Source organism: Zoogloea sp. (genome assembly GCF_044344315.1).
Lineage (GTDB): Bacteria > Pseudomonadota > Gammaproteobacteria > Burkholderiales > Rhodocyclaceae > Zoogloea.
The window spans coordinates 1-21617 of sequence record NZ_JBIJDC010000032.1 but is presented as its reverse complement, the minus strand read 5'-3'; the positions used below and the strand labels follow the sequence as shown (position 1 = coordinate 21617).

The following is a 21617-nucleotide window of genomic DNA, read 5'->3' as shown; positions in this document are numbered from 1 at the left end:
GCGGGCGCTCAGCGGAACAGGGCGAGGGCCGCGATGCGCCGGTCGATCTCGTCGCTCATGCGCTGATAGGCAGGGGCGCCGACACCGCCGAAGCGACGCTGGAACTCGCCGCTCATCATGGATTCGGGCAGGCCGGTGATGGGCGGCAGCAGGGCTGCGTCACCCAGTCCACCGCTGACGGCGGCGGCCAGGCGCTGGGGGTTGCCGACGGCCAGCTCGCCCAGGCGGGTGCCCGCCCGGTCGGCGGCCAGATCGGCAAACGAGAAGCCGCTGCCACCGCGGGCATCATCCACCTCCTTGCCCAGGCCGATGGCGCTGGCCAGGGGTTCGCCGGCCCAGGCGGCCAGGGCGGCGGAAACGCTGAAATGCTGGGCCAGATCCTCGCGGCCGCGCAGGGTCAGGGTCAGCGCGCGGGGTCGGGGCCACTGGCGGGCTTCGGGGATCAGCTGGGCGATATTGCGTTCGGAGAGCTGGAAGGCGATGACCAGCAGGGCGTCCCGATAGTTGCGGCTGAGGTTCTTGTCGATGCTGCCGGCGTCCTGGAGCAGGGGGCCGAGCACCTCGGCCAGGGGGGCCTGGCGGCGACCGTGGCCGACGCTGTCCATGTGCGCCACCAGGCGTTTGTGGGCGGCGGCCAGGCGCTCCCGGTCATCCGGGGAGAGGGCACGGGCGCGGGCCGAGTCGAGGAGTTCAGGCTGCCAGGTGTAGCGCAGGCGCAGCTCCCCGGGGGTGATGGCCACCTGGTCGATGGTCTTCTGCAGCAGTTCCAGGTCCGGGGCCAGCGTTGAATGGTGCGAGGCGTAAAGCAGGGCGGCACGGAAGACGCTGCCAGGGATCGGGATCGACCCGACCCTGACCTTCTGGAATTCCAGACCGTCGTCAGCAACCACGACCCGAGTGCGCAGGTTGAGGTAGCGTCCCAGCGGCGTGGGGGGAACGGCAGCGCTGTAGCGCAGTTCGGCGGCGCCGTCCTCGAGATTCACGGTGGCACGTCCGCGGCGCACGGCCAGATTGACCAGGGTCTCCAGGTCACGGGCGGCCACCCGGGTTTCCCGAAGTTCGTCGCGCTTCAGGCGGCGAGGATCATTGCGCCGGATCAGATCCTTGGCGCGGCTCAGGTCTTCGGCGGAGACCGGAGCATCGCCGGTGACCAGCGGCTCGTCCTGGATGGCCCGGAAGGCCAGCAGGGCCGCCGCCACCAGCAGGAGCAGGATGCCGGCCAGCAGGCCGGCGAAGAGGCGCTTCATTGGAGTGCCTTGGAGACGTAATGGGCTCTTGGCATGTCAGGCAGGTACAGGAGTATCAATCAGTGCCAGCACGGCACGTTCCAGGTGTGCAAAATCAGGCGACTTTTCCCGCAGCAGATCAAGGTCGAGGCGGGCTGTGATTTTTTCCTGGTGCACGGTTTCCTTGTAGGCCATGCCGGAGGGGCGCTGGGCACTCAGCCACTCCTTGGCACCGCGGATGTCTTCGGGTTTTACTGGAAACGGAATGTCCTTGATGTCTGGAAAAACGGCACGCGTTGCATCCTTGTCGTGAATGAAAAGGGTTTCGTATTCCTTGACGAGGAAGGCAATCTTTAGCGGCCAATCCGGGCGCAGCGCATTTGCACGGGTAATCAGGCTTCGGGCCTCCCGATAGGGGCAGTCATATTCCTTGGCATCGAAATCCATGACCCACAGGATGGCGGCATTTTCCTTGATGGCGGCCAAAAAGTAGGTGTCAAAAAGCTTTGTGACCGAAGGGTATTCGCCGCGACGCTGAGTGGGGAGCAGTTGAACGTCGTAGATGCCATGACGCTCCAGGATGCGCCGGACCAGCTGAGGGACAGCGCGGACATCCCCGTGTCCTTCGACGATTGTGAGCAGCCGACGCACTAGGCGTCCTCCGGCAGCAGGCCATCGGCCGACATGATCTGCTCAATGCTCAGCAGGTGTTCTTTGATGGCTGCCCGCTGGCTGGCCCGGATAGGGCTGACACGGGTCTGTCCATCGTGCATGTCAACGACGCGGATGGCTTCGGCCGGGAAGAGATCCACCAGGTGGGGGCTGTGGCTGGTGATGAATAGCTGGGTCCGCTCCGACGATTCGCGGAAGGCATCGACGAGCAGTGCGAGGAGTGCGGGATTGACCGTCTGCTCCGGCTCTTCAATGACCATCAGGCTTGGATGCGGTGTGTTGTAGAGCGCCAGGAGGATGCCGAGAATGCGCAGGGTGCCATCGGAGATCTGGGACGGGTCGAAGTAATGGACCTTGCCGCTCGCCTCTCTGACCTTGAAGCGGGGGTGAATGAAGCCACCAACAGCTTGTGTCGAGATGTCCTCAAGCTGGGGCATCACGACCTGCATCATCTCCTTGATCTGGTCGAGGGCCTGGCGTCCACCAACCGTCTTGCGCAAATGGCGCAGGATGGACGACCAGTTGGCGCCGTTTTCCTTTAGCACTAGATCGGTATCGGGATGTGCGGGCTGGCGTAGGGTGTTGGGGTAGATGGAGGAGAAGCGGATGTTGCTGATGAAGTCAGTCAGCGATGAACCACCGAAAAAAACTGAGAATGGCGTTTCGTTGGTGAAGAAGTGTTGGCCGATGAGCAGACTGTCGATCGCGGGGCTTTTGTGGCCTTGGAGCGGAAGCTCTTTCCCATCACAGGTAACCTTGATGCCGCCCTCTGAATTTCGAGTGAACGCCATTTTCCGGGCTTCCGTAAGGACGAGCCCTAGCTTGCTGGCAAGCCGAATATTGGAGGACTCTGCCCACTGCCCTGCTTCGCGCTCGACACGAAAATCCCCGTCCCTAAGGCTGGTCAATGCAAGTTCATAGCTGACCGGCGCCGCGAGTTCTTCGTCATGAAAGCGGAATTGGAGGGTGATCCGATACGGCTTGCTCGGTGAGTACTGACGGATCAGACCAATGCCGCCCCGGGTACTCACCGCGTGATCAAGTCCCTGGGTGACCGCATCACGGAGGAAGCGCAGCACATCGACGACATTGCTCTTGCCGGCACCGTTGCAGCCCACCAGCACAGTGATGGGGGAAATGTCCTGCAGGTCGACGCTCTCAACGCTCTTGTAATGGCTGATGCTGAGTTCAGTCAGTCTCATCGGACCTTCCCCCTTGGCGGCAGACGGGCTCAGACGCCCTGCTTCAGGCTGGCCTGGATGAAGCCGTCCAGGTCGCCGTCGAGCACGCCCTGGGTGTTGCCGACTTCATAGCTGGTACGCAGATCCTTGATGCGGCTCTGGTCGAGCACGTAGGAGCGGATCTGGTGGCCCCAGCCGATGTCGCTCTTGGCGTCCTCGAGCTTCTGCTGCTCGGACTGGCGCTTGCGCAGTTCGGCTTCATACAGGCGGGCGCGCAGCATCGACCAGGCTTCGTCCTTGTTGCGGTGCTGGGAACGGTCGTTCTGGCACTGCACGACGATGCCGGTGGGGATGTGGGTGAGACGCACCGCGGAGTCGGTCTTGTTGATGTGCTGACCGCCCGCGCCGGAAGCCCGGTAGGTGTCGGTGCGAACGTCGGCGGGATTGATGTCGATCTCGATGGAGTCGTCCACCTCGGGAAACACGAAGACCGAGCAGAAGCTGGTGTGGCGCCGGGCGTTGGAGTCGAAGGGGCTCTTGCGGACGAGGCGGTGGATGCCGGTCTCGGTGCGCAGGAAGCCGTAGGCGTACTCGCCGCCGACCTTGATGGTGGCGCTCTTGATGCCGGCCACTTCACCTTCGGATTCTTCCAGCAGTTCGACGCTGAAGCCCTTGCGTTCGCAGTAGCGCAGGTACATGCGCTCGAGCATGCCGGCCCAGTCCTGGGCCTCGGTGCCGCCGGCGCCGGACTGGATTTCGATGAAGCAGGCGTTGCCGTCCATCGGGTTGTTGAACATGCGGCGGAACTCAAGCTCGCCGACGCGGGCTTCGAGGCTGGCCACGTCGGCCTCCACGGCCTGCATGGTGTCCTCGTCGTCTTCCATGGAGGCGAGTTCGAAGAGATCCTTGCCGTCGGCGAGGCCTTGTTCGATTTCCTGCAGGTTCACGACCACGCCTTCAAGGGTCTTCTTTTCCTTGCCAAGCTCCTGGGCCTGGGCGGCGTCATTCCAGATGTTCGGGTCTTCGAGCTGCTTGCTGACTTCGATCAGCTTTTCTGCCTTGGTATCGTAGTCAAAGATACCTCCGAAGTTCGAGCTCCCGCGCCTTGAGGTCGGCGAGCTTGTTGGAGATGGCGTTGAGGCGTTCTGCTTCCATGATCGGGGCCCTGGCTGGTGCGGGAAAACCGGGCATTATACCGTCAGCCCGGCCGCCTTGGTGATGCGCCAAGGCGGCGTCTACCGCTCCTCAGCCTCTGGCTGCGCGCTGCGGACCGGCACCGGCGGTGGTGCCGAGGCTTTTCCCTTGCAGGCCAGGTGGCGCTGCCGGCAGCGATTGGCACACAGGAATTCGGTGTTGTAGTCGCCCTTGGGGCAGCCTACAAGGCAGCGGGTATTGGTCTTGATGCACTCGGTCAGGGTGGTGGTCGGCAGCATGGCGCGACGGCTGGCGCTGTCTTCGCCCGGCCTGGTCATCTCGGCTTTGCGCATCAGCCGGAAGGTGCCCGTCGAGCTGCCTTCCTTGCGGTTCGAGCTGAGGGTGTAGCGGCCTTCGAAGACCCGCGGGTGGCAGGTGCCCGACAGCCGCAATACGGTGCCGACGTTGATGGGCGCGCGCAGGGTGCAGCGCCCGGCTTCGTAATCCCCCGCTGCGATCGGCGCAGATCCGGCGTGGGGCGATCCGGTCTTGATCTGGCCGACGATGACACCCTGCAGATCGCGCACCTCAACGGTGATCGGGAAGGGTGCATCGAAGGTTTCCGGTACCAGGCTGCCTTCGTAGACCGCTTCGAGGGTGGCTGCACCGGCCGCCGGCCCAAGGAGCAGGCCGGCTAGGCTGAGGATGAGGAAGCGGCGCAGGGCGGACAGGACGTTCATGGGCATGGCACCGGGTAACTCAGGGTTCAGAAGACCTCGTTGGGGCCCAGGTAGCGCCATTGGCCCGGCGGCAGATGGCCGAGCATGACGCGACCGATGCGCACCCGCTTGAGACCAACGACCTTCAGCCCGACCTGTTCGCACATGCGCCGGATCTGGCGCTTCTTGCCTTCCCGCAGCACGAAGCGCAGCTGGTCTTCGTTGAGCCAGCTGACCTTGGCCGGGCGCAGGGCCACGCCGTCGAGGGACAGGCCGTGGTTGAGCAGCTTCAGCCCCGCAGCGTCCACCGTGCCTTCGACGCGCACGTGGTATTCCTTCTCGATGGTGGAGTCGTCACCGATCAGGGCCCGGGCAACGCGCCCGTCCTGGGTGAACACGAGCAGGCCGATGGAGTCGATGTCGAGCCGCCCGGCCGGTGCCAGGCCGTTCTGGTGGGTACGCAGGTAGCGGGTTTCGGATGGGTCTTCGGCCCAGCGGTTGTCGGCGGTGATGAGCACGCTGGCCGGCTGGTAGCCGTCTTCGGCCTGGCCGGACACATAGCCCACCGGCTTGTTGAGCAGGATGGTGACGCGGCGGTCCTGGTTGGTCTGGCCGCGCCGGTCGAGTTCAACCTGCTGCCCTGGCTTGACCCGGGAGCCCAGTTCGCTGACGACCCGGCCATCCACGCGAACCCAGCCCTTCTCGATGTATTCGTCGGCCTCCCGGCGGGAGCACAGGCCCAGCTCGGTCATGCGCTTGGAGAGGCGGATGGAGCCGTCGTCACGCAGGGGAGACGGGGCGGGCGCCGGGCGCGGTTCGCCAGTCCAGGCCTTGCGTTCGTGGCGGGGCGGGCGCTCGCCATCCGGACGTGCGGGGCGCTCACCCTCCTGGCGCGGCGGACGGTCCCCGCGGGGACGGTCGCCGGCAGGGCGGTCGCCGGCGGCACGGGGTGGGCGATCACCGTAAGGGCGCGCCGGGCGGTCGCCGTCCTGGCGGGGTGGGCGGTCACCGTAGGGGCGGGCGGGCCGGTCGCCATCCTGGCGGGGCGGACGGTCGCCACGGGGGCGGTCATCGCGGGGACGGTCGCCGGCGGCGCGGGGCGGGCGGTCACCGTAAGGGCGCGCCGGGCGCTCGCCGTCCTGGCGGGGTGGGCGATCAGCATACGGGCGGGCGGGGCGGTCGCCGTCCTGACGCGGCGGACGGTCGCCACGGGGGCGCTCGTCGCCGGCGTCGGCGCTGCGGCGGACGGGTTCGGTGTTGGCTTGCTCGGGGAAGGAGGCCTTGCCCCGGCTGCGGCCGGTGCCGCTGGCCGGCTTGCGCCAGTCGCGGCTGTCGGATTTGGCGGCCGGTGCAGCGTCGGCAGGTGCCAGGTTGGCAGGGGCCGCGGTGCGGGGCTTGAGGCTCAGGGTGCCGGCCCGGGTGGGGGCGGGCGGACGGCGGCGGGGCGTATCGGTCATGGTCGGCCCTTTCAGGCGGCAGGGTGCAGTTGTTGGAGGTCGGCCGCTTCGAGGTAGACCCATTCGCCTTCGGCCAGCCCGGCAAGGCAGCCTTCGCCGAGGCTGAGGCCGCCGAAGCCGCTGCGGTGCAACTGCTCCACGTGGTTGCCGGCGGCGGCGATCATGCGCTTGACCACGTGGTACTTGCCCAGATCGACACTCATCTCCAGGGTGCGCGGGCCCAGCAGGCGGGCGGTGAGGGCCGGTACCGGCAGGGGCTCGTCGATCAGGTCGACGCCGGCCAGCAGGCGCTCGATGAGGAGGTCACTGCCGTCCTCGGCCAGTTCGGCGCGGTAGATCTTGGGGATGTGCTTTTTGGGCGAGGACAGGTTGTGGATGAAAGCCCCGTCGTCGGAGAACAGCAGCAGGCCGGTGGTGTCCACATCGAGCCGCCCGACGCTCTGCACGTTGCGGGCGACGAGCTGGTGGGGCAGCAGGCTGTATACGCCCCGGTGGTGCTTGGGCTCGTGGGAGCATTCGTAGCCGGATGGCTTGTACAGGGCGAGGTAGGTCTTGTCCCGGTAGGTCCAGGCTTCACCCTCGACTTCAAAGACGAGGCCGGCAGTGGCGATTTCGGCGCCCGGGTTGTCGACGATTTCACCGCCGATGCGGACTTCGCCGAGTTCGATGAGCTGACGGCACTGGCGACGGCTGCCGAAGCCCTGATTCTGGAGGATGCGTTCGAGTTTCACGGATGACGTATTGCGCGGATCAACCCGCTATTGTCTCCGCGGAAGCCGGTTGGCGGCAACTACCCCCGACCGGCGGTGGGGCCGGACGACCCCTCGCCGTCCGATGGACCTGGCGCCGGTTGCCCGGGCTGACTCACCGACCGCGCAGGAACAGGCGGTCCAGGTCGGCCATGCTCAGCGCCGTCCAGGTGGGGCGGCCGTGGTTGCACTGGTCGGCCCGGTCGGTGGCCTCCATCTCCCGCAGCAGGGCGTTCATCTCGGGCAGGGTCAGGCTGCGGTTGGCACGCACGGCGCCGTGGCAGGCCATGGTGGCGAGCAGCTCGTTGCGGCGGGCGGTGATGACCTCGGTGCTGGGGAAGTCACGCAGCTCGGCCAGCAGGGCGCGCACCAGTTCGCTCACCGGGGCCGTGGACAGGAGCGCCGGCACGCTGCGCACGGCCAGTTCCTGGGGGCCGGCCGGGCCGATTTCGAAGCCCATGCGTTCGAGCAGCTCGCCGTGCTCCTCGGCGGTGAGCATGTCCTTCTGGCCCACACCAAAGACAGCGGGGATGAGTAGGCGCTGCACGCCGGGGGTGCCGTCGAGCAGTGTCTTGAGGCGTTCGTAGAGGATGCGTTCGTGGGCGGCGTGCATGTCCACCAGGATCAGCCCGCCTTCGTTCTGGGCCAGGATGTAGACGCCATGCAGCTGGGCCAGGGCATAGCCCAGGGGCGGCGCCAGATCCCCCGCGGGCATGGCCGGGGCGTTGCCGGGCTGCGGGCCGGGCGGGGCAGGGCGGGGTGCGAAGGCGGTTGGCACAAAACCATCGCTGCGCCCCGGCATGGACTCGCCGGCGACGGGCTCGGGGCGGGCCGAGGCGGCGAAATCATAATAGGCCCGGGTGACCGGCTCCATGGCCAGCCGCGACTGGTAGGGCTGGGGCGCGTGGGGGTAGGGCGAGGCGCTGGTGGCGGGCGCCGGGGCCGCGTCGTCGGTGCCACCAGGCGATGGCCCCCCGGCGGCAACACCGGCGCCGGCCCCGGAGGCGGCGAGGGTGCGCTGCAGGGCGTGATAGACGAACTGATGCACCGCGCGGGAGTCCCGGAAGCGCACCTCGATCTTGGCCGGGTGCACATTCACATCCACGCCAAAAGGGTCGAGCTCCAGGAACAGCACGTAGGCCGGGTGACGGCTGCCGTGGAGGATGTCGGCGTAGGCCTCGCGGATGGCGTGGGTGACCAGCTTGTCGCGCACAAAGCGGCCGTTCACATAGAAGAACTGGGCATCCCGGTTGCTGCGCGAGTAGGCCGGCAGGGAGGCGAAACCATGCACCCGGAGCAGGCCGGACTCGGCTTCCACCGAACGGGCCGAGGCCAGGAAGTCGTCACCGAGCAGGGCGCGCACGCGGGCTTCGCGGGTGCCCGAGGGCAGGCGATGGCTGACGCGCCCGTTGTGGCTGAGCTGCAGGGCCACGTCCGGGCGGGCCAGGGCCACGCGCCGGAAGACATCATCGCAATGGGCAAACTCGGTGCCCTCGCTCTTCAGAAATTTGCGCCGGGCCGGGGTGTTGAAATACAGGTCGGCCACGTCCACCACGCTGCCGTGGTTGAGGGCGGCGGGGGCCAGCTCCCGCGGGTCGGCATCGATGCGCCAGGCGTGGGGGGCACCGTCGGCGCGGCTGGTGATGCTCATGCGCGAGACGGCGGCGATGGCGGCCAGGGCCTCGCCGCGGAAGCCCATGGTGCCGACCCGTTCCAGGTCGTCGAGGCTGGCGATCTTGCTGGTGGCGTGGCGCTCCAGGGCCAGGGGCAGCTCATCCTTGGGGATGCCGCAGCCGTCGTCGGCCACCCGGATGCGCCTCACGCCGCCTTGCTCCAGCTGCACTTCGACCGCGGTGGAGCCCGCGTCCATGGCGTTTTCCAGCACTTCCTTGAGCACCGAGGCAGGGCGCTCCACCACCTCGCCAGCGGCGATCTGGTTGATCAGGTGGTCGGGCAGCAGGTGGATGGGCATGGCGGCGTTCCCGGTCGGCAGGGGGCGCATTGTAATGCCGGAGGGACGCCGGGCAGTGCATCCGGCGCGTCCGTGAAGCCTGAGGTCGCGACTTGACGGGGTGCATGACTGCGCGGCGTACTGGGGGGGCGATTGAATCCGACCTCACATGGGGCGACGCATAACCGGGCCCTGCAGGGTCCGTATAATCCCGTTCCCACCCCCTCCCGGAGCGATCCCATGAAATTCGGTACCCCCCTTTCACCCAGCGCCCTGCGCGTGATGCTTCTTGGCTCCGGCGAGCTGGGCAAGGAAGTCCTGATCGCGCTGCAGCGCCTGGGTGTCGAGACGATTGCCGTGGATCGCTACCCCAACGCCCCCGGCCACCAGGTGGCCCACCGGGCCCACGTGATCCCGATGACCGACGGCGCTGCCCTGCGCGCCCTGGTCGAGCAGGAGAAGCCCCACCTCATCGTGCCGGAGATCGAGGCCATCGCCACCGACATGCTGGTGCAGATCGAGGCCGAGGGCCTGGCCGAGGTGATCCCCACCGCCCGGGCCGCCCAGCTCACCATGAACCGGGAGGGCATCCGCCGCCTGGCCGCCGAGGAGCTGGGCCTGCCCACCTCGCCTTACCGCTTTGCCGATTCCCTGGCCGAGCTGCAGGCTGCCATCGACGGCAGCGACGGCCAGCCGGCCATTGGTTACCCGTGCATCGTCAAGCCGGTGATGTCCTCGTCGGGCAAGGGCCAGTCTTTGCTCAAGGGGCCGGACGACGTGCAGACCGCCTGGGACTATGCCGCCGCCGGCGGGCGGGTGAACCAGGGTCGGGTGATCGTCGAGGGCTTCATCGATTTCGACTACGAGATCACCCAGCTCACCGTGCGCGCCTGCGATGCCGGCGGCACGGTGCAGACCTATTTCTGCGACCCCATCGGCCATGTGCAGGTGTCGGGCGACTACGTGGAATCCTGGCAGCCCCAGGCCATGAGCCCGGCGGCCCTGGCGCGCTCGCGGGAGATCGCCGGCGCCGTCACTGCCAACCTGGGTGGGCGCGGGCTGTTCGGCGTGGAGCTGTTCGTGAAGGGCGACAGGGTGTGGTTCTCGGAGGTCAGCCCGCGGCCCCACGATACCGGTCTGGTCACCCTGTGCTCCCAGCGCTTCTCCGAGTTTGAACTGCACGCCCGCGCCATCCTCGGCCTGCCGGTGGACGTGAGCCTGCGCGAGCCGGGCGCTTCTGCGGTGATCTACGGGGGCATGGAAGCCGCCGGCATCGCCTTCGAAGGTGTGGCCGAGGCCCTGGCGGTGCCGGGCACCGACCTCCGACTCTTCGGCAAACCGGAAGCTTTTGCCAAGCGCCGCATGGGCGTGGCAGTGGCCAATGGGGCGGATGTGGACGAGGCCCGCAGCCGGGCCAAGCGGGCTGCAGGGAAGGTCAGGCCGGTGGCGGGCTGAGGGTTCAGAACAGCGTCGTCAAATTGACCCAGCTGTCGGGCAGCACGCTGACCACCCGCGCCTCCAGCCACTTGTCGGCGCCGCTGAGGATGGCGATGCCCGTGAGGCCGATAAGGATGCCGAAGGCCTTCTTCACCGTTTCGACCCGCGCCATCACCCAGCCGCGGGCCTTGTTGAAGCCGCTGCGCGAGGCGTAGGCGACGGCCACCAGCGGGATCGCGGCGCCAGTGCCGAACAGGCCGAGAATCAGGGCGCCGCGGCCAGCACCGCCGTCGCTGGCCACCAGGGTCAGGGCCGAGGCCAGCAGGGGGCCGGAGCAGGGGCTCCAGACCAGGCCGAGCAGGCCACCCAGCAGGAACGCGCCGGTCAGTGAGCCGCTGTCCAGGCGGCTGGAGGCGTTGTTGGCGGACGACGCGATGGGCAGCATCAGCTCGGTGAAGCGCCGGCTCAGGGCCGGAATCAGCATTACCGCCGCAAAGGCCACCAGCATGATGCCGCCGAAGGTGCGCACGCTGTCGCCGTCGATACCCAGGGCCGGGCCGGCGGCCCCGAGCAGCAGGCCGATCAGGGCGAAGGAGGCGGCCATGCCGACACCCATTGCCACGGGCGCCAGGCGGTTGGTCTGCACTGCGCCACCGACCACCAGGGGCAGGATGGGAAACACGCAGGGCGACAGGGTGGTGAGGCTGCCGGCCAGCAGGCTGAGGCCCAGGTGGGAGAGAGACAGGGACGTCGTCAGAGGATCACCCATGGTGGCGGCGCTCAAAGGGCGCTTTTGAGGGCGGCGCGCAGGCGGGCTTCGTCCGTCTCGCCAGCGACCCGGGCGGTTTCCCGGGTGCCCCGGTAGATGATCACCGTGGACTGGGTGCGCACCTTGAGGCTTTGCTTGAGGGCCCGTTCCTTGTCGTAGTCCACCACCAGCAAGGGCAGGTCGAGGCCGGGTTCGGCCTTGAAGCTGTTGAAAACCTTCTCCTGGGCGCGGCAGGTGGGGCACCAGTCGGCATGGAAGTGCAGGGCCACCGGTTTGCCGGCTTGCTGGGCAGCGGCCAGGGCCTGCGGGGTGTAGGGCTGGATGTCGAGGGCGCTGGCGGCGCTGGCGGCAAGGGTCAGGGTGGCGGTGGCGAGCAGGCGGGTCAGGGTTTTCATGGGAGGCTCCGGGTGGGTGGCAGGGACTGCAGGCTTGCGTGCTGCAGGGGTATCTGCTCCTTTGTCGGGCCGGGACGCCTCTTTCTTACAAGGGGCGGATGAATTCCTTTCTGCCCGGCGGGGGAATGTCTGAACCTGCTGCGGAGGGGAAAGGTGGCGTCTCCCGCCACACCAGGCGGCCGCTGCTCAGGTCGTGGTCGGCAAGGCGTGCAAGGGGACCACCAATCTCGGTGGCTGCGTAGCGCATGAGGCTTACGCGTTCAATGCGGCAGCGAATTGGAGGCAGGTCCGCCAGCGCTTCGAGGCGTGGCAGTACCTCGGCAGTGGGCCATGCACCTGAAAAGAGGCCGACGGTGACGTGGGGAATGTAGCGGCCTTCGGGGCGCTCACCGCCCAGGGCCTGATGCAGGCGCTGAATGCCGCCATCGGGGTCGCCGACACTCAGGAAGGGAGCGGACGTGAAGCTCGCCAGGCCGCCGATGTCGATCTCGAAAGGAGCAAGCCCGAGGCTCCGCAGTGCCCGCAGGTGAGCGTCGAAGGCTGCCGGGCCGTAGTCGTCGGCGTGGGTCGGCGTAGCGGTCGGAAAGCCACCCAGGGCCAGGGTGATGTGGGGTTGCCGGCGGTAGCCGTCGAGCAGGAGGCCGTCCAGGTGATGGGCGGCGAAAGCCACTGCCTGGCTGACTGCCTGCGTGTCCACGTCCAGGGCCCACAGGGCATAGTCCGGCCGCCCGAGGTGCCATTCAGGGAAGTCGCGTCGGACATTCGCCAGTGTGTGGCCGGCTTTGAGGAAGGCTTCGGAGAGTAGGGACATGCTGTAGCGACAGGGAATTCAGAGCCTTGACTGTTAGAACAGTTTCAGTCCGGCCGTCAACCTGGAGCGCCATGGCGTGTCCGTCACCGGAACAAACCCCGGGCCTGCGACATGGTGTCGCACCAGGCTGCCAGCCAGCATGGATCAAGTATTTCGGGCGTGTTCCCTTGCTAAAGTTCGGCCCCATCGCCGACCTGCAAGGATTGCCATGTCTCCCCTCCGCTTTGCTCCCCGTCCCGTCTTTGCCGCCGTTCTTGCGGCCTTTTGTGGTCACGCCCACGCTCAGTTGGCGGTGTCGGCCACCGATACCGCCCTGACCCTTGGCCAGGTCGTCGTCAGCGGTAGCGCCGGCGGGCCGCTGGAGGCGCGCCGGGTGCTGACCTCGGTGGACATCCTGCCCACCGAGCGCATCGAGAGCCAGGTGGTGAACAACAACTGGGAGCTCTTCGGCCAGGTGCCCGGGGTCATGCTGACTCAGTTCGGACAAGGCACCACCTCCGGCAAGTTCTCCATGCGCGCCTTCAACGGCGAAGGCGAGATCAATGCGGTCAAGCTGCTGATCGACGGCGTGCCGTCCAACAGCAACGACGGCAACATGCCCTACATTGATCTGGCACCGCGCCTGGACATCGAATCCATCGAAGTGGTGCGGGGCACCAACGATCCGCGCTACGGCCTGCACAACATCGCCGGCAATGCCAACATCAGCACCAAGAGCGGTGGCAACTACCTGCTTGGGCGGGCCACCGTCGGCAGCTTCGCCACCCGCGAACTTCAGGCCGCTGCGGGCTTTGAGAAGGACGGCCTGGCCCAGAACTACGCCGTCTCCCTCAACCGCACCGACGGCTACCGGGACCACGCCAACGCCGAGAGCGGCAGCTTCTCCGGCAAGTGGTTCTTCACGCCCGCCGGCGGCACCAGCCGTTTCGGCCTGATCGCCCGTCATCACACGGCCACGGCAGATGAGGCGGGCTACCTGACCCGCGCCCAGGCCCGCGCCAACCCGGATCAGTCTCCGGCCCATAACGCCACCGACGAGGACCGCCGCCAGGTCAGCCAGTTTGCCCTGCAGGGCGAATCCGAGCTGAGCGAGCGCCTGTTCTGGACCGGGCAGGTGTACCTCAACAACCTGGATGACCGGCGCTTCGTGAAGTTCTCGGCCGGCGCCTCCCAGCAGGAGCGCCTGGTGGCCGAGACCCACACCGGCGCCGCCACCACCCTGACCTGGCGGGCCGGCAAGACCGTGATCGGCGATGTGTCAGTGATGGGCGGGGTGGACATGGAGCGCCAGGACAACCGCAGCCAGCGTTTCAACACCCTTTCCCAGGTGCGCCAGGCTCAGACCCGCAACCAGCAGTTCGATTTCGACACCACCGGCGCCTTCGTGCAGGCCGTCATCAAGCCCCTTGCCGGCCTGACCCTGACCCCGGCCTTCCGTGCCGATCGGGTGACCGGCAGCTACACCAACCAGCTCAACGGCCGCGTCTATGACGTGAACGACTACGGCACCATCAAGCAGCCCAAGTTCTCGGCCGTGTATGCGGTGTCGGAGGCGCTTTCGGTGTATGGCAACTGGGGGCGCAGCTTCCAGGTGGGCGTGGGCACGGCCTCCTACAAGGTGAACCAGACGGCCGACCTGTCTCCCTCCATCAATGAGGGCTGGGAGGCGGGCGTCAAGTTCCGCCCCCTGAGCTGGCTCGACGGACGCCTCTCGGCCTGGCGTCAGACGGCCTCCAACGAGGCCCGCCGCAAGCTCAACGACCCGGCCAACGACGCCGAGAACATCGGCCAGACCCGCCGCCAGGGCATCGACCTGCAGCTCAACGCCCGGCCCACCCGCCAGCTCGGGCTGTGGATGTCCACCGCCATCCAGCGCTCGAAGATCCTGCAGGCCGATGCCTCGTCGGCAGCCAGCATGGGCAAGGAGATCGACCACGTGCCGCACCTGCTGTACAACGCCGGTGCCGACTACCAGGCCAGCGACGCCCTGCGCCTGTCCGCCTGGATCAACGGGCAGACCAGCTACTACCTGGAGCGCACCAACGCCACCGGCAAGTTCGGCGGCTATGCCCACGCCAACCTGTCCGCCGCCTACCGGGTGACGCCGGCGGTGAGCGTGGAGTTGCAGGTGCGCAACCTGTTCGACCGCTACAGCGAGTATGTGTGGTGGGACGGCGCCCAGTCCCTGCATGCGCCGGGCACCCCTCGCAGCGTGTATGGCAGCGTGGCCGTGAAGTTCTGAGCGCGGGTGAGTAAGAATCGTTGATGCGTGCCGCCACCCGCCGCCTCTGGCTGAGTGTTCACCTCTACCTTGGCCTCGGGCTGGGGGGGCTGTTTGCGCTGCTGGGCTTGACCGGCAGCGTGCTGGTCTTCTACCTGGAGGTGGATGGCTTGCTCAATCCGCCGATCCGCGTCGAGGCGCCAGCTGCAGCACCGTCACCGGACGCGGTCCTGCAGCGCATCCAGGCCCTGCACCCGGACCGTACGGGGCCCTGGCGCATCGAGATGCCCCTCGCCCCCGACCGGCCGGTGCTGGCGCGCTACTACAACCCACCGGAGACGGCCGGGCGTGGCTTTGCCCCGTTGATGCTCAGCCTCGACCCTCACACCCTGGCGGAAACCAGCCATCGCTACTGGGGCGAGTACCTCACCACCTGGCTGTACGACCTGCACTACACCCTGCTGCTGGGGCAGACCGGCAAGGACATCGTGGGCTACACCGGCCTGCTCCTGCTGGCCTCCCTGGTCAGCGGCCTGACCCTGTGGTGGCCGAGCCGGGCACGCCTGGCCGCAGCCCTGCGGCCGGTGCTGCGGGGTGGCGTGGTCCGCAAGGTGTATGACCTGCATGTGCTGTCCGGCGCGTATGGCCTGGTGGTGCTGGCGACCCTGGCCCTTACCGGCACCGTGCTGGCGCTGCCGGATACGGCACGTGGCGTGGTGGAGCGCCTGTCTCCGCTATCGCCGGCCTTTCGTGGCCCCGCCGGCCTGCTCGAGGAAGGCGCACCCGGCCTGTCCCTGGCCGACGCCGTGGCCACGGCCCGGACGCAGTTCCCGGGGGCCGAGTTGCGCTGGATCGAAACCCCGGGCCAGGCGGGCCTGCCCGTCTCCGTGCGCTTCTACCGGCCCGGCGAACCCGGCCGGCGATTTGCCCGCAACCAGGTGTGGATCGATCCGGGCACCGGTGCCGTCCTCGCCGTGCGGGATACGCGCCGCAACAGCGGTGGCGACAGCTTCATGGACTGGATGCATCCCCTCCACAACGGCGAAGCCTTCGGCCTAACCGGCCGCATCCTGGCCTGCATCGGCGGCCTGTTGCCGACCGTACTGCTGCTGACCGGCTGGCTGCGCTGGCGGCACAAGCGCAGCGCCCGCGACAAGACAATCACCCGCGCCAGCCAGTCCGCCGCCTGACGCTGGCCGCGAGGGCGCGCTTCCGTGGGGGCGACTTCAGTCGCCCGCGGACTTTGATCGAAGGCATGCCGATGAATTAACCGAGGATGGGCGACTGAAGTCGCTCCTACAAGTCGCCCCTGCAAGTCGCCCATAAAGGAGAGGCCGAATCGACCGTCAGACGACGCGTCAAGCTGAGAAAAGCAGGATGAATCCGACCCCCGCGGGGCTCTGCTTCAGATTCCGCTGGCTGCCTGCCAATCGCCACCGTGGCCGTTTGCGCCCTTGCGCTCGCGTTTGACGGCGTACATGGCCTGATCGGCTTTATCGAGCAGGGTTTCGATATCGGATCCGTCGTCGGGGTAAAGGGCGGCGCCGAAGCTGGCGCCGAGGTCGATCTGGCAGCCGTCCACCATTAGCGGGCCGCGAACCTGCTGCACCAGCCGGGAGGTGCTGGCGTGCAGGCCGTCGGTGCTGGCGGTCGGGCTCAGCACCACGCCGAACTCGTCACCCCCCAGGCGCGCCACGGTGTCCGAGCGGCGTGCGCCGCTGGCCAGGCGCAGGGCGAACTCCCGGATGGCGATGTCGCCGATACGGTGGCCGTGCTTATCGTTGATGCGCTTCAGCTCATCCATGTCCACCATCAGCACGCCGGTCTGGTTCTTCTCCCGGTCGGCCTGCAGCAGGGCATTGCGCAGGCGGTCCAGGAACAGGGCGCGATTGGCCAGGCCGGTCAACATGTCGTGGGTGGCCCGGTGGAAGAGGGCGTCGTTGCCACAGCGTGCAGCAAAATACATGCTTGCGGCGAGGAGATCGGCCATCAGTTTGAGGATCTCGATCTGGCGGTTGCCGAAGGCCGCAGCTTGCCGGGACATGACCTTCAGCACGCCCACGATCTCCTTGTCGTGGCACAGGGGCACCACCGCCATGGCGCGCAGGCCGACCTTGCGGCAGGCTTCCAGGTCCACCCGGGGGTCAGTCTCTGCGTCGCAGGAGAGGGTGGTTCCACTGCGTACGCATAGCCCCGACAGGCTGCGCTCGGCGTCGATGCCCAGGCCGATCTGCGGCAGCGCGGTGCCGGCGGCCGCCCGATACACCATCAGTGGGCCCTCGATGATCTCTACGGCAGCCCCGTCGGCGGCGGTGAGCTCCATGCAGGCTGTGGCCGCCAGTCCCATCACTGCGTCCAGATCCAGCCCCAGGCGGGCGATCTCCGTCTGTACGCGGATTATGGACAGCAGATCCTCGGCGCTCGGCAGGGCGGCGCCCGGGGGGAATGTCATGGGAATGTCTCCGTTATAAGTGCACTGCGGCACTCGCTGACTATGATTCAACTCACACATATTGTGGGTGCTGAAGAACTTTAAAAAGTGTTTCTTTGGCGTTTGTCGGTGGAATTTTGTCTGGGCAGCATTTTTTGTGGGCGGGGATCGTTTTTCGGGCCTGCGGGTCAATGGGCAGTCGCTTCGGTCCATCGTGTAGCATTCCAGTCCTTCTGATCCGGCCAGGGTGCCGGTGCCTCCCTGAAAGTCCATTCATGTCCAGCCCGTCTTCCGCTGCGCCATCGCAACGCCCCAAACGTTCCTATCTGCCCTGGATTGTCGGCCTTGCCGTGCTGGCGGGCGGCGGCACCTGGTATGCCTACCGGGGCGGGGCGCCGACGGAGGGAAGCAGCACTGCGACTGCCGGCCCACGGGGCGGCGGCCCGCGGGGCGAGCGCCCGGTGCCGGTTACCGTCGCCACCATCGTCACCGGGGACATCCGCGTCACCGTGCCGGCCCTGGGCAGCGTGGTGCCGCGCAACCTGGTCACGGTGCGCAGCCGGGTGGACGGCCCGCTGCTGGCGGTGAAGTTTGTCGAGGGCCAGCCGGTGAAGGCCGGCGAAGTGCTGGCGCTGATTGACCCCGAGCCCTTCCGCGCGGCCCTGGAGCAGGCCCGTGGTCAGCTCGCCCGCGACCAGGCCCTGCTCAAAAACGCCCGCATCGACCTGGAGCGCTACCGCGGCCTGCTGGCCCAGGATTCCATCGCGAAGCAGCAGGTGGACACCCAGGAGGCACTGGTGCGCCAGTACCAGGGCACCGTGCAGACCGACGAAGGCAACCTGCGCAGCGCCGAGCTGCAGCTCTCCTACACCACTATCAAGGCGCCGATCAGTGGCCGGGTCGGCCTGCGGGCGGTGGACCCGGGCAACATCGTCAAGGCCTCCGATGCGGCCGGGCTGGTGACGATTGCCCAGGTGAGCCCGATCACCGCCGTCTTCCCGGTGCCCGAGGAGCGCCTGCCGGCGATCATGAAGCGGGTGCGTGAAGGGCGCGGGCTGAAGGTGGAGGCCTGGGACCGGGAGATGAAGACCCGCCTGGCCGAAGGCAGCCTGCTGGCGGTGGATGCCCAGATCGATTCGACCACCGGCACGGTGAAGCTCAAGGCCGACTTTGCCAACAAGGACGGCAGCCTGTTTCCCAACCAGTTCGTCAATGTGCGCCTGCTGCTGGACACCCTCAGCGGCGTGGTCACCGTGCCCACGGCGGCGGTGCAGCAGGGCAGCAAGGGGGCGTTCGTCTACCGTCTGGCGGCCGACGGCAAGGTGGCCGCTGTGCCGGTGCGCCTGGGCCCCGCCGACGCCGGCAAGGCGGCGGTGGAGGAGGGCCTGGCAGCGGGCGACCGGGTTGTGGTGGACGGGCTCGACAAGCTCAAGGACGGGGCTAAGGTGGAGGCCATCGACCCGAAGGCCGTGGATGCCCCCGGCCGGGAGAGCCGGCGCAATGGCTCCGGCCGGCCGGGGCGCTGACCGTGGCCGCAGCCTTCGCTGAAAGTGCCCGCGGGCATCGGCATGCCATCGGGGAGGCGGCATGAACCCGTCCCGCCTGTTCATCCTGCGACCGGTGGCCACCTCGCTGCTGATGGTGGCCATCCTGCTGGTGGGCTTCGTGGCCTACCGCCTGCTGCCCATCTCAGCCCTGCCCGAGGTGGATTACCCCACCATCCAGGTTAAAACCCTCTACCCCGGCGCCAGCCCGGACGTGATGACCTCGGCCGTCACCGCGCCGCTGGAGCGCCAGTTCGGGCAGATGCCGGGGCTGGACGAGATGTCGTCCACCAGCTCTGGCGGGGCGTCGGTGGTCACCCTGCGCTTCAGCCTGGCGATGGGGCTGGACGTGGCCGAGCAGCAGGTCCAGGCGGCCATCAATGCCGCCTCCAGCCTGCTCCCGTCCGATCTGCCGGCACCACCCACTTACAGCAAGGTGAATCCGGCCGATGCGCCCATCCTGACCCTGGCCATCTCGTCCCCCAGCCTCCCCATCACCCGCATCCACGACCTGGTGGAGAGCCGCCTGGCCATGAAGATCTCCCAGGTGGCGGGGGTGGGGCTGGTGAGCATTGCCGGCGGGCGCCGCCCGGCGGTGCGGGTGCAGGTCAACCCCACCGCCGCGGCCGCCTACGGGCTGGGCCTGGAAGACCTGCGCACGGCCATCGCCAATGCCAACGTGACCCAGGCGAAGGGCAGCTTCGACGGCCCCCAGCGCGCCTCCACCCTCGACGCCAACGACCAGCTGCGTTCCGCCGACGAATACCGCGGCCTCATCGTGGCCTATCGCAACGGCAGCCCGGTGCGCCTGTCCGACCTGGCCACCCTGGTGGATGACGCCGAGAACATCCGGCTCGCCGCCTGGGCCGACCGGGAGGCGGCGGTGATCATCAACGTGCAGCGTCAGCCCGGCGCCAACGTGATCGAGGTGGCCGACCGGGTGACGGCCCTGCTGCCCCAGATGACCGCCAGCCTGCCGGCCTCGGTGGACGTCCGGGTGCTCTCGGATCGCACCACCACCATCCGCGCCTCGGTGCACGACGTGCAGGTGGAGCTGATGCTAGCCGTGGCCCTGGTGGTGATGGTGATTTTCCTGTTCCTGCGCAGCGTGCCGGCCACCCTGATCCCCAGCGTGGCGGTGCCCCTATCCCTGGTGGGCACCTTCGGGATCATGTATCTGGCGGGCTTCAGCCTCAACAACCTCACCCTGATGGCCCTCACCATCTCCACCGGCTTCGTGGTGGACGACGCCATCGTGATGATCGAGAACATCGCCCGCTACGTGGAGGAGGGCGAATCGCCCATGCAGGCGGCGCTGAAGGGGGCGAAGCAGATCGGCTTCACCATCATCTCCCTCACCGTGTCCCTGATCGCGGTGCTGATCCCGCTGCTGTTCATGGGTGACGTGGTGGGGCGGCTGTTCCGCGAGTTCGCCATCACCCTGGCCATCGCCATCCTGATCTCGGCCTTTGTGTCCCTGACCCTGACCCCGATGATGTGCGCGCGCCTGCTCAAGCACGTACCCGAGGCCGAGCAGAGCCGCTTCTACCGGGTGACCGGCGACTTCTTCGACCGGGTCATCGCCCGCTACGGGGTGATGCTGGAGTGGGTGCTGCAGCGCCAGGGCCTGACCCTGCTGGTGGCGGCGGGCACCCTGGCCCTTACCGTGTTGCTCTACATCCTGGTGCCCAAGGGCTTCTTCCCGGTGCAGGACACGGGCGCCATCCAGGGGGTGACCGAGGCCGGCCAGTCCATCTCCTTCCCGGCCATGTCCGAGCGCCAGCAGGCGGTGGCCGAGGTGGTGCTGAAAGACCCGGCGGTGGCCAGCCTGTCGTCCTTCATCGGCGTGGATGGCACCAACGCCACCCTCAACAGCGGGCGCATGATGATCAGCCTGAAGCCCCTGGCCGAGCGCGACGCCAGCGCCAGCGAGGTGATCCGCCGCCTTGGCCCCGAGCTGCAGAAGGTGGCCGGCATCACCCTCTACATGCAGCCGGTGCAGGACCTGTCCATCGAAGACCGGGTGGCCCGCACCCAGTACCAGTTCTCCCTGCAGTCGCCCGATGGCGAGGCCCTGGCCGAATGGGTGCCGCGCCTGGTGGAGCGCCTCCAGGCCCGCCCGGAACTGGCCGACGTGGCCAGCGACCTGCAGGACAAGGGCCTGCAGGCCTGGGTGGAGATCGACCGCAATACCGCCAGCCGCCTGGGGGTGAGCGTCGCGGCCATCGACAACGCCCTCTACAACGCCTATGGCCAGCGCCTGATCTCCACCATCTTCACCCAGGCCACCCAGTACCGGGTGGTGCTGGAGGTGCAGCCCCAGTTCCGCAGCGGTCCGGCGGCCATGGCCAATCTGTATGTGCCGGGCACCGGCGGGGTGCAGGTGCCCCTGTCGGCGGTGGCCCGGGTGGTGGAGCGGCCGGCCATGCTGGCGGTCAATCACATCGGCCAGTTTCCGGCGGTCACGGTGTCCTTCAACCTCGCCGCGGGCGTGGCCCTGGGCGACGCGGTGGAGGCGATCCATGCCGTGGAGGCCGACCTGGGCCTGCCGGCCAGCATCGAGACCCGCTTCCGCGGCGCGGCCCTGGCCTTCCAGGCTTCCCTGACCAACACCCTGCTGCTGATCCTGGCGGCGGTGGTGACCATGTACATCGTGCTGGGCGTGCTCTACGAGAGCTACATCCACCCGGTGACCATCCTGTCCACCCTGCCGTCCGCTGGGGTGGGGGCGCTGCTGGCCCTGCTGCTGGCGCGTACCGAGCTGGGCATCGTCGGCATCATCGGCATCGTGCTGCTGATCGGCATCGTCAAGAAGAACGCCATCATGATGATCGACTTCGCCCTGGACGCCGAACGCAACCAGGGCCTGGCGCCCCGGGAGGCCATCTTCCAGGCCTGCCTGCTGCGCTTCCGGCCCATA

At 67.8% G+C, this 21617-nt stretch carries 17 protein-coding genes; 5 read left to right on the top strand and 12 right to left on the bottom strand.

What is annotated here, in order from left to right; translation table 11 throughout:
- Window positions 1–8 precede the first annotated feature (8 nt).
- From ACIQ09_RS09180 to mutL, 8 genes are all read right to left on the bottom strand, one after another.
- Window positions 9–1247, bottom strand: a complete 1239-nt coding sequence (locus ACIQ09_RS09180) for a hypothetical protein (RefSeq protein ID WP_398308430.1) — start codon at window positions 1245–1247, stop codon at window positions 9–11.
- A gap of 36 nt (window positions 1248–1283) precedes the next feature.
- Window positions 1284–1877 carry a DUF4276 family protein gene (locus tag ACIQ09_RS09175; RefSeq protein WP_398308428.1) on the bottom strand — a complete coding sequence of 198 codons (594 nt, stop codon included), beginning with the start codon at window positions 1875–1877 and terminating at the stop codon, window positions 1284–1286.
- Window positions 1877–3100 (bottom strand): AAA family ATPase, encoded by a 1224-nt coding sequence (locus tag ACIQ09_RS09170; RefSeq protein WP_398308426.1) that lies wholly within the window; start codon window positions 3098–3100, stop codon window positions 1877–1879. The genes ACIQ09_RS09175 and ACIQ09_RS09170 overlap by 1 nt, the downstream gene beginning before the upstream one ends.
- Before the next feature lie 29 nt (window positions 3101–3129).
- Window positions 3130–4234, bottom strand: a protein-coding gene (gene prfB / locus ACIQ09_RS09165; RefSeq protein ID WP_398308423.1) for a peptide chain release factor 2 whose coding sequence is annotated in 2 segments (ribosomal slippage) — window positions 3130–4152 and window positions 4154–4234 — 1104 coding nt in all. Because the reading frame shifts where the segments join, the coding sequence is not laid out codon by codon here.
- A gap of 80 nt (window positions 4235–4314) precedes the next feature.
- Window positions 4315–4953 carry a hypothetical protein gene (locus ACIQ09_RS09160; protein ID WP_398308421.1) on the bottom strand — a complete coding sequence of 213 codons (639 nt, stop codon included), beginning with the start codon at window positions 4951–4953 and terminating at the stop codon, window positions 4315–4317.
- 26 nt (window positions 4954–4979) lie between these two features.
- On the bottom strand, window positions 4980–6389 hold the full coding sequence (locus ACIQ09_RS09155; protein ID WP_398308419.1) for a pseudouridine synthase: 1410 nt from the start codon (window positions 6387–6389) through the stop codon (window positions 4980–4982).
- A gap of 11 nt (window positions 6390–6400) precedes the next feature.
- Window positions 6401–7120 carry a pseudouridine synthase gene (locus ACIQ09_RS09150; protein WP_398308417.1) on the bottom strand — a complete coding sequence of 240 codons (720 nt, stop codon included), beginning with the start codon at window positions 7118–7120 and terminating at the stop codon, window positions 6401–6403.
- A 133-nt stretch (window positions 7121–7253) separates the two neighbouring features.
- Window positions 7254–9110 (bottom strand): DNA mismatch repair endonuclease MutL, encoded by a 1857-nt coding sequence (gene mutL / locus ACIQ09_RS09145; protein WP_398308415.1) that lies wholly within the window; start codon window positions 9108–9110, stop codon window positions 7254–7256.
- A gap of 219 nt (window positions 9111–9329) precedes the next feature.
- Here mutL and purT point away from each other — a divergent pair, with 219 nt between their 5' ends.
- Complete coding sequence (gene purT, locus ACIQ09_RS09140) at window positions 9330–10544, top strand: formate-dependent phosphoribosylglycinamide formyltransferase (protein ID WP_398308413.1); 1215 nt, start codon at window positions 9330–9332, stop codon at window positions 10542–10544.
- 4 nt (window positions 10545–10548) lie between these two features.
- Here the strand turns inward: purT and ACIQ09_RS09135 are convergent, their stop codons facing one another.
- The 3 genes from ACIQ09_RS09135 to ACIQ09_RS09125 all read right to left on the bottom strand — a co-directional run bounded on the left by ACIQ09_RS09135 (window position 10549) and on the right by ACIQ09_RS09125 (window position 12501).
- Window positions 10549–11295: a cytochrome c biogenesis CcdA family protein gene (locus ACIQ09_RS09135; RefSeq protein WP_296404653.1), complete on the bottom strand. Its 747-nt coding sequence runs from the start codon at window positions 11293–11295 to the stop codon at window positions 10549–10551.
- An 11-nt stretch (window positions 11296–11306) separates the two neighbouring features.
- On the bottom strand, window positions 11307–11690 hold the full coding sequence (locus ACIQ09_RS09130) for a thioredoxin family protein (protein WP_296404652.1): 384 nt from the start codon (window positions 11688–11690) through the stop codon (window positions 11307–11309).
- Window positions 11691–11775: 85 nt separating this feature from the next.
- Window positions 11776–12501 carry a 2'-5' RNA ligase family protein gene (locus ACIQ09_RS09125; protein WP_398308410.1) on the bottom strand — a complete coding sequence of 242 codons (726 nt, stop codon included), beginning with the start codon at window positions 12499–12501 and terminating at the stop codon, window positions 11776–11778.
- Between the two features lie 208 nt (window positions 12502–12709).
- Between ACIQ09_RS09125 and ACIQ09_RS09120 the strand changes: the two genes are divergently transcribed.
- Both ACIQ09_RS09120 and ACIQ09_RS09115 read left to right on the top strand, forming a co-directional pair.
- Entirely contained in the window at window positions 12710–14743 is a 2034-nt protein-coding gene (locus ACIQ09_RS09120) for a TonB-dependent receptor (RefSeq protein ID WP_398308408.1), read from the top strand.
- A 23-nt stretch (window positions 14744–14766) separates the two neighbouring features.
- Window positions 14767–15912, top strand: coding sequence for a PepSY-associated TM helix domain-containing protein (locus tag ACIQ09_RS09115; RefSeq protein ID WP_398308406.1), 1146 nt, complete (start codon window positions 14767–14769; stop codon window positions 15910–15912).
- 215 nt (window positions 15913–16127) lie between these two features.
- Here ACIQ09_RS09115 and ACIQ09_RS09110 read toward each other — a convergent pair whose 3' ends face one another.
- A complete protein-coding gene (locus ACIQ09_RS09110; RefSeq protein ID WP_398308404.1) occupies window positions 16128–17174 on the bottom strand; it encodes a diguanylate cyclase domain-containing protein in 1047 nt (348 codons plus the stop codon).
- A gap of 254 nt (window positions 17175–17428) precedes the next feature.
- On the opposite strand from ACIQ09_RS09110, the gene ACIQ09_RS09105 reads away from it, so the two are divergent.
- Together ACIQ09_RS09105 and ACIQ09_RS09100 are read left to right on the top strand one after the other, a co-directional pair.
- The gene (locus tag ACIQ09_RS09105; RefSeq protein WP_398308402.1) at window positions 17429–18679 is read left to right on the top strand and encodes an MdtA/MuxA family multidrug efflux RND transporter periplasmic adaptor subunit; all 1251 of its coding nucleotides are present in this window, start codon (window positions 17429–17431) and stop codon (window positions 18677–18679) included.
- A gap of 61 nt (window positions 18680–18740) precedes the next feature.
- The coding region (locus tag ACIQ09_RS09100) for an efflux RND transporter permease subunit (RefSeq protein ID WP_398308400.1) at window positions 18741–21617 on the top strand (2877 nt) is incomplete at its 3' end.

Excerpts from the sequence above, each read along its gene's own strand:
- ACIQ09_RS09180 (WP_398308430.1), bottom strand. The coding sequence starts at position 1,247 with ATGAAGCGCCTCTTCGCCGGCCTGCTGGCCGGCATCCTGCTCCTGCTG.
- ACIQ09_RS09170 (WP_398308426.1), bottom strand. The coding sequence starts at position 3,100 with ATGAGACTGACTGAACTCAGCATCAGCCATTACAAGAGCGTTGAGAGC.
- ACIQ09_RS09160 (WP_398308421.1), bottom strand. The coding sequence starts at position 4,953 with ATGAACGTCCTGTCCGCCCTGCGCCGCTTCCTCATCCTCAGCCTAGCC.
- ACIQ09_RS09155 (WP_398308419.1), bottom strand. The coding sequence starts at position 6,389 with ATGACCGATACGCCCCGCCGCCGTCCGCCCGCCCCCACCCGGGCCGGC.
- mutL (WP_398308415.1), bottom strand. The coding sequence starts at position 9,110 with ATGCCCATCCACCTGCTGCCCGACCACCTGATCAACCAGATCGCCGCT.
- purT (WP_398308413.1), top strand. The coding sequence starts at position 9,330 with ATGAAATTCGGTACCCCCCTTTCACCCAGCGCCCTGCGCGTGATGCTT.
- ACIQ09_RS09135 (WP_296404653.1), bottom strand. The coding sequence starts at position 11,295 with ATGGGTGATCCTCTGACGACGTCCCTGTCTCTCTCCCACCTGGGCCTC.
- ACIQ09_RS09130 (WP_296404652.1), bottom strand. The coding sequence starts at position 11,690 with ATGAAAACCCTGACCCGCCTGCTCGCCACCGCCACCCTGACCCTTGCC.
- ACIQ09_RS09125 (WP_398308410.1), bottom strand. The coding sequence starts at position 12,501 with ATGTCCCTACTCTCCGAAGCCTTCCTCAAAGCCGGCCACACACTGGCG.
- ACIQ09_RS09120 (WP_398308408.1), top strand. The coding sequence starts at position 12,710 with ATGTCTCCCCTCCGCTTTGCTCCCCGTCCCGTCTTTGCCGCCGTTCTT.
- ACIQ09_RS09115 (WP_398308406.1), top strand. The coding sequence starts at position 14,767 with ATGCGTGCCGCCACCCGCCGCCTCTGGCTGAGTGTTCACCTCTACCTT.
- ACIQ09_RS09110 (WP_398308404.1), bottom strand. The coding sequence starts at position 17,174 with ATGACATTCCCCCCGGGCGCCGCCCTGCCGAGCGCCGAGGATCTGCTG.
- ACIQ09_RS09105 (WP_398308402.1), top strand. The coding sequence starts at position 17,429 with ATGTCCAGCCCGTCTTCCGCTGCGCCATCGCAACGCCCCAAACGTTCC.